The organism is Thermodesulfobacteriota bacterium (genome assembly GCA_039028315.1).
GTDB lineage: Bacteria > Desulfobacterota_D > UBA1144 > Nemesobacterales > UBA2774 > CR02bin9.
Map to the genome: position 1 here is coordinate 1 of JBCCIH010000171.1, position 5261 is coordinate 5261.

Annotated in this window: 6 protein-coding genes; all 6 read right to left on the reverse strand. The window is 40.8% G+C overall.

What is annotated here, in order from left to right; translation table 11 throughout:
* Positions 1 to 266: nuclear transport factor 2 family protein (locus tag AAF462_09860; protein ID MEM7009425.1), on the reverse strand; the 266-nt coding region annotated here is incomplete at its 3' end.
* A gap of 19 nt (positions 267 to 285) precedes the next feature.
* Positions 286 to 684: a PPOX class F420-dependent oxidoreductase gene (locus tag AAF462_09865; GenBank protein MEM7009426.1), complete on the reverse strand. Its 399-nt coding sequence runs from the start codon at positions 682 to 684 to the stop codon at positions 286 to 288.
* A 159-nt stretch (positions 685 to 843) separates the two neighbouring features.
* Entirely contained in the window at positions 844 to 1998 is a 1155-nt protein-coding gene (locus AAF462_09870) for an IPTL-CTERM sorting domain-containing protein (GenBank protein MEM7009427.1), read from the reverse strand.
* A 3-nt stretch (positions 1999 to 2001) separates the two neighbouring features.
* The gene (locus tag AAF462_09875; protein MEM7009428.1) at positions 2002 to 3171 is read right to left on the reverse strand and encodes an IPTL-CTERM sorting domain-containing protein; all 1170 of its coding nucleotides are present in this window, start codon (positions 3169 to 3171) and stop codon (positions 2002 to 2004) included.
* A 346-nt stretch (positions 3172 to 3517) separates the two neighbouring features.
* A complete protein-coding gene (locus tag AAF462_09880) occupies positions 3518 to 4666 on the reverse strand; it encodes a hypothetical protein (protein ID MEM7009429.1) in 1149 nt (382 codons plus the stop codon).
* A 367-nt stretch (positions 4667 to 5033) separates the two neighbouring features.
* The coding region (locus AAF462_09885; protein MEM7009430.1) for an IPTL-CTERM sorting domain-containing protein at positions 5034 to 5261 on the reverse strand (228 nt) is incomplete at its 5' end.

Genomic DNA, 5261 nt, shown 5'->3' on the forward strand with positions numbered 1-5261 from the left:
ACTCGGTGTTTCATAAGCCCAATGGCAAATACATAATCGTCTTTTTCTATGAATTCATATACCTCAAATGCCTCTGTATCAAAGAGCTCGCCTAGGATGGCAATAAATTCTCTTGCTCCCTTCTTGCCATGAAAAGTTCTATAGTTAGGGACGGTGTCGGGCCCAGGGGCTGAGAACACGGCGTCTTCATGTACAGCTTCAATCGCCTGATCTAGATCCTGATTGAAAAGGGCTGATAAAAATTTTTGAACTGCATTATCGCTCATCACTGTTCTCCGTTAATTTTTACATATCTATTTTATAAACACTGTCGGGCTTAATTTTAAAAATCACCCTTACATCGCCCTCTTGATGATATGGGTATTTATCCTGCCCAATGTACTTCTTCGCCAAAACATCTGTATGCTCAAACGCACCATCATGGGTTTCTTCAACCACTTTTCCCCTTATCATTGCCTGACGGTAGGGGTTCTCAGAATCAACTATTGCAAGTGCGACTCTTGGGTCCTGTCTGAAATTATCTGTTTTAACACGTCCCTCTGCAGTGTTTAGTAAAATGTGCTCGCCGTCTGTGTCTACCCACATAACGCTTACCTGTGGGGAGCCGTCAGACATAAGGGTTGCCACGGAGGCAAATGCGATTGAGTCTTTAATAAGTTTTTGTACAAACTCGTCTAGTGCCATAGTTCTTCTCCTTGTTATTTGTTTATAAAATCAGTATAGCTTGAGAGTAGTGAGCTACAAAGCGGATTAATAGCTGCTTAACATTTAGTCTAATAATGAAAAAGGGGTACTCCGTATGAAGTGCCCCTTTTTTAGGTAATGATTCCAAAAATCTTTTATTTATTGTTGTAGTTGTCTTCTTCTAAGATAAATTGCTGCTGCACCTAAGAGTAAAACACCTGTGATGATAAGACCCCATTCAGACATTGTAGGCACTTCCAGTTCCTCTCTACCTAAAAAGGCTATGGCGCCCATTTGGTTAAATGGCCCGGTTGAGAGTCCAATTACCTCAATATCTCCAGTCTGTGCATTTAACTTTATTAAGTTTGAGCCAGACATAAATTCTACTCTGCCCTCAAGTTCTAAATCTCCAGGTGGTCGAAAATCAGGAGTAATAAACTCTACAAGCATACCAAAGAGCTCACCAGTTCCCGGATGTGCATCCAAAGTACTTATGGCAACAAGCTCCGGAGCTTCTGGTGGAATGTTTAGTGCGGCTAATTTAATGGCACTACCTATAGCAGCATTTAGCATGTTAACATCGCCCGTGTTAACTAACCTATCAGTTGTATGATATAGCTGGTCCATGGCTGAAAACCCGATCGCATCAAATGATCGTCCTGTTCCCGTCAGACCTACAAGAGAGGCTTTGCCGGTTAGGGTATCAATTGTAGCAAGAACCTCATCTTCTTCTTCAGGATCTATAAGTCTGTTTAAACCCTGGTTACCCCCGCCGCCACCAATGAGAACTCCAGAAAGACCGTTTACTATGGCAAAAAGAGTGCCGTCTGATCTAAATGATATATCAGTGACAATAAGTTCAGACTGAATTCCTAAAGAACCTATTAGTGTTCCTTGACCCGTTGCTATATCAATCTCTACTAATAGCTGTCCATTGTCATCTTCTTCCATTCTGGCTTCTGGAGATACTTCTTCGCCTACGGGAGGCCCATTGTCTTCATCCTCCGGTAATCTTAGACAGACGGCAAAAGCTCTATCAGTTGCCGGCTCGAAATCAAGCCCTGCGCAACCAAAAAACCCTGTCTTTCCTATAGGTGTAACTGCTCCTGTCGCGGGGTCAATTTCATAGAGCATTGCTTGAGGAAACTCTTCCTCTTCATCCATGTTGAATTCTATTTCAGGTATCTGGCCATCATCATTTGGATCATTGGCCTCCTGTGCTATTCCTAGTAGCCTTATGCCTGCAGCACTGCCTTGTAAAGTAAATGAAAAAAGCATTGTAAAAACAACTAAAGCGCTAAATAAATATCTCATTTGTTATCCCTCCATTATTTGCTTCCTTCTTCTTAGGTAAACTACCGCCGCTCCTAAGAATAGTACGCCAGTGATAATCAGTCCCCACTCAGACATGGTTGGAACTTGTCTCTCGTCTTGGTTTAAAGCCGCTATAGCACCAAAGAATTCGGGCGGGTTGCCATCTGCATCAATTAAGTCTGTTGGCCCGACCCCGCTAATCACACCTGTTTGAGGGTCTATAGTGGTTAAATAAAAACCTGGGATTGAAAAATCAACCCTGGGTGCAAGTTCATCATCTGTTAGATCTCGACCATCTGGTTGCTGAGGGAATATGAGGAGCATTGAGAATAATTTGTTCTTTTCTGTGGAAAAGTCCATTGAATAGATCAGGCGAAGAGACTCTGGACCAACAGGATAAACTATGTCCGCAAGTTTACTTGCAAGGGCTGTGCTTTCATTTAGCATATGAGTTGCTGCATCTTCGAAGTTCTCTGCCGTATGATAAAGTTTTCCTATAGGGGAGTGTCCAATTGTTCCAAAGATTCCTCCGGTTCCAGTTGCGCCGACGATTGAAGCTTCACCAGTCGTAGTGTTAATTCTGAGAAGAGTGGCTTCTGTAATCTCCGGAAGCACTCTAGCTTCAGGGTTTAATATTATTTCTTCATCAATGACTTCCATTCCACCATCCCCCGGATTATCAGGAAATGACGTCACTACACCAAATAATACTCCGTTTGGATTAAAGGAAATGTCTGTCACTCCTGAGTCGGTCTGATCCGGGCTTATGCCCAAAGGCCCTATCTCAGTCGCCATACCAGTCTCTACATCAATTAAAACCAGTATCTGACCTACGTCCTCAGGGTCTACTCTAGTCTCTGGAGCTAATTCTGGGTTGTCTGGTCCAATAAGTATTGGCATATCAGGATTTTCTTTCAATCTTTCACATACACCAAAAAGCCTATTTGTTATAGGTTCAAAATCTAATCCGATACAATCTTGAACTCCCATCCCACCTATTCTGGTTGGCTCTCCTGTATCAGGATCAATCTTGTTTAGAAAAGATTGTTGCTCTTCCACCTCAAATGCTTCTACCGCTTGAGAGGTAGCGTAAAGCTCAGCGTTGGCACTTAAAGAAAATCCAAATGATACAGCTATGAGTAAAACTATGAGTGAACTTAAAAGAATTCTCATCTTCTATCCTCCATAGAAATTTGTTTTTATCAGATCCTGAGGCAAACAAGTGAGTAAAAATAGGACGGGCAGCCCCTTCTCAAAAATGGATTTAGCCTCTGAATTCTGTAAATCAAAAAATTTCAGGTTTAAAAGATGAATACTGAGAGGATCTACAATTTGGTCATGTAATGCTCAGCATTTCCCGCCATCTTTGTACCTATATATAATTTTAGCACGATCGCTCAGAAATGACAATCTCTTTGAATATAGAAATATAATGAGATAGATAGGTTGCATAGGGATGAAATAAAAAAGGGGCACACCCTAAGGAATGCCCCTTTAAAGGATATAATGTTGAGAAAATTTAAATTTCTGTGTTTAGTCTGCGTCTTCTTAAGTATAGAACTGCTGCACCTAAGAAAAGAATACCTGTAATGATTAGCCCGTACTCCGACATTGTCGGTACCATTCTAGGCTCGCCTTTTACGGCTATGGCCAGCATGGCCTCTTGAGTACCTGCTGTCTGGCCAATTATGTTTAGTAGGCCAGTGTTTGGATCTATCATGGTTAAAAAGCTTCCAGTTGCTGCTATATTTCTTGTGGCAAGCTCTGCGGGAGAAGGTCCATCGTCATCATCATCTTCTTCTGCAAGAAAGAACCCGTACATGTTACCAGATGTCATGTCTGCATCTTTAGAGCTTATTGATTTACGGAAATCAGCAAAGTCTGCGGGAGGAATAATATCGCGGACATATGTTGAGACGCCGCTGAACTGGTTTAACATGCGTGACTCTAAGAAGTCTGCCTCTTTTAGGAAAGATGTGGCACAATGATCCAGAACCTGAGCTGCTGTGAACCCTATAGCGGCAATTGAATCTTGAACCCCTGTTTCACCAACAGGAGTAAATGCCCCAGTATTCAAATTAAGTATTCCAAGTGCATTACCCTCTAACTCCTCAACGTTGTTTGTTGTCTTTAGTATGCTACCACTGCGCTGACAAGACTGGCAAATAAAATAGGCAAACAAGACGCCGTCTTCTCTGAAACTGATATCAGTAATGAAGTTTCCGTCATATCCAATTCTGTCACCGAGCGGTCCTATTTCAGTGCCTTCACCAGTATTTTTATCTATGAGAACAAGAAATTGTCCTATTCCTTCGTCCTCTCCCAATTGTATGATATCTCCTGGAAATCCATTATCATCGTCTTCTAATATTCTGTTGCAAACTGCATAGAACTCTCCAGTACCAGGATGTATATCCAAACCAGCGCATTCCCTAAAACCTGTTGAGCCGACCTCGGATTTTTCTCCGGTCTGAGGGTTAATTGTGTAGAGTGTAGTGGGGCCAAAAGTCATTTGAAATATTTGTCTGGTATCAAAATCAATAATATCAAAATCATCTTCGATAATAACCTCACTTCCGAGTGCATAAATTGTTGTCTGAGCATTTGCTGATATACCAAATAGTAACAATACGGCTATAGCAAATGTTATGGATTTAATAGTTTTCATCTCACATTCCTCCATATAAGAGTTTTTAAGTCTTTTTTTGCATGTACTTCGAACAAATAAGATCCAATTTGCAAAAAAATACGTGCGATGGGTCTATAAGTTCTTTATGAAGTACTAAATATGAGGTTTGAAGTGAAATTCGCTAAGATTATCTACAAAAGGGCTTTGTAATACTTAGCATTTTCCCGCCATCTTCTAACCTACTTAAGATATTAGCATGATTGCAAAATAATTACAATTCATAGCTATATATATAACGATAGATATAGTGGTAATTCTAGGGTGGAGTGTGCTTGTATTAGATGGATATAAAAAAGGGGCAGACCTAAAGGAATGCCCCTCGTAAAGGATATAATGTTGAGAAAACTTAGTTTTCTGTGGTTAATTTACGTCTTCTTAGATATAAAACTGATGCTCCAAGAAGAAGAACTACTGTTACAATTAGACCATACTCAGACATTGTAGGCACGTTTCTGGTCAGTTTGCTGTTTACTGCGATTGCACTGAAATCAGTGTCTAGATCTGAGATCTGACCAAGAATTTCAATAGCTCCATTTTGTTGATTGATTGTAATTAGGAATGAACCCTCAGGACC

What these genes read in the sequence shown, in the direction of transcription:
- AAF462_09865 (MEM7009426.1), bottom strand. Translation starts at nt 684, where the DNA reads ATGGCACTAGACGAGTTTGTACAAAAACTTATTAAAGACTCAATCGCA.
- AAF462_09875 (MEM7009428.1), bottom strand. Translation starts at nt 3,171, where the DNA reads ATGAGAATTCTTTTAAGTTCACTCATAGTTTTACTCATAGCTGTATCA.
- AAF462_09880 (MEM7009429.1), bottom strand. Translation starts at nt 4,666, where the DNA reads ATGAAAACTATTAAATCCATAACATTTGCTATAGCCGTATTGTTACTA.
- AAF462_09870 (MEM7009427.1), bottom strand. Translation starts at nt 1,998, where the DNA reads ATGAGATATTTATTTAGCGCTTTAGTTGTTTTTACAATGCTTTTTTCA.